Source organism: Cryobacterium sp. MLB-32, assembly GCF_000738085.1.
In the GTDB taxonomy this organism is placed as follows: Bacteria; Actinomycetota; Actinomycetes; order Actinomycetales; family Microbacteriaceae; genus Cryobacterium.
Window position 1 is genome coordinate 1 of the sequence record NZ_JPRS01000326.1, and the last position, 1,442, is coordinate 1,442.

1 protein-coding gene is annotated in these 1,442 nt (G+C 60.5%); it reads right to left on the reverse strand.

The annotated features are described in order from the left end of the window. Positions 1-394: 394 nt before the first annotated feature. Positions 395-1,442 (reverse strand): elongation factor Tu (gene tuf / locus JF66_RS18185; protein ID WP_035880228.1); only part of this gene is annotated, 1,048 nt, incomplete at its 5' end.

A 1,442-nucleotide genomic window follows, 5' to 3' on the forward strand; every position in this document is an offset into this window, starting at 1 on the left:
GCTGTCGCACCACTGTTCATATGTCAATTTCGACCCACGCCGAATAATTCGGCCCGAGTCGATCAACGTCGGCTCCCAGAGCAGATCCTGGGGACCGGCATGAAAATTCCATGACGGCCGGATAGTTGATTTGTGCTGTTCTGCTACCCACGGCCTAACCTGCGTCCCCGACCCCGAACGCTTCGAAATCAAGCGCGGGGTGAGACACGGCTATGCACTGCCTGGTAGTGATTTCGAAACGCGCTTACACGCACCCGAAAGTGTTGAACTAGAAGAGTCTGCCACACGCTTGGGGCATTGTGCAACCCGGGCGTGTCGCGATCGGCGTGTCGGGCACAATGGGCGCAAAAAAGGGCCGATCCGTGAGGATCGGCCCTTCTTGTGTGAAGCGGTGTTACTTGATGATCTTCGTCACAGTTCCGGCGCCGACGGTGCGGCCACCTTCACGAATAGCGAAGCCGAGGCCCTCTTCCATGGCGATCGGCTGAATCAGCGCGACAGTCAGGTCGGTGGTGTCGCCAGGCATGACCATCTCGGTGCCCTCGGGCAGCGTGATGACGCCGGTGACGTCCGTGGTGCGGAAGTAGAACTGCGGGCGGTAGTTCGCGTAGAACGGGTTGTGACGTCCACCCTCGTTCTTGCTGAGGATGTACGCGGTGCCCTCGAAGTCGGTGTGCGGCGTAACCGAACCCGGCTTGACGACAACCTGGCCGCGCTCAACGTCTTCGCGCTTCGTGCCACGAAGAAGAAGTCCACAGTTCTCGCCGGCCCAAGCCTCGTCGAGCTGCTTGTGGAACATCTCGATACCAGTGACCGTGGTCTTCTGCGTCGGGCGGATGCCGACGATCTCGACCTCGGAGTTGATCTTGAGCGTTCCACGCTCGGCGCGGCCCGTAACAACGGTTCCACGACCGGTGATCGTGAAGACGTCCTCGATCGGCATCAAGAACGGCTTGTCCTTGTCGCGGATGGGGTCGGGGATGAAGTCATCAACGGCCTGCATGAGCTCGAGGATGTTTGCGGTCCACTTCTCGTCGCCCTCAAGCGCCTTGAGTGCGGAGACCGCGACAACGGGAGCGTTGTCGCCATCGAAGCCCTGGCTGGAAAGCAACTCGCGAACTTCGAGCTCAACGAGCTCCATGATCTCTTCGTCGTCAACCATGTCGGCCTTGTTCAGCGCGACGAGCAGGGTGGGGACGCCAACCTGCTTGGCGAGCAGAACGTGCTCACGGGTCTGAGCCATCGGGCCGTCAGTAGCGGCAACCACGAGGATTGCGCCGTCCATCTGAGCAGCACCGGTGATCATGTTCTTGATGTAGTCAGCGTGGCCCGGAGCATCGACGTGCGCGTAGTGGCGCTTGTCGGTCTCGTACTCAACATGCGAGATGTTGATCGTGATGCCGCGCTGGCGTTCCTCGGGAGCCGAGTCAATCGACGCGAAG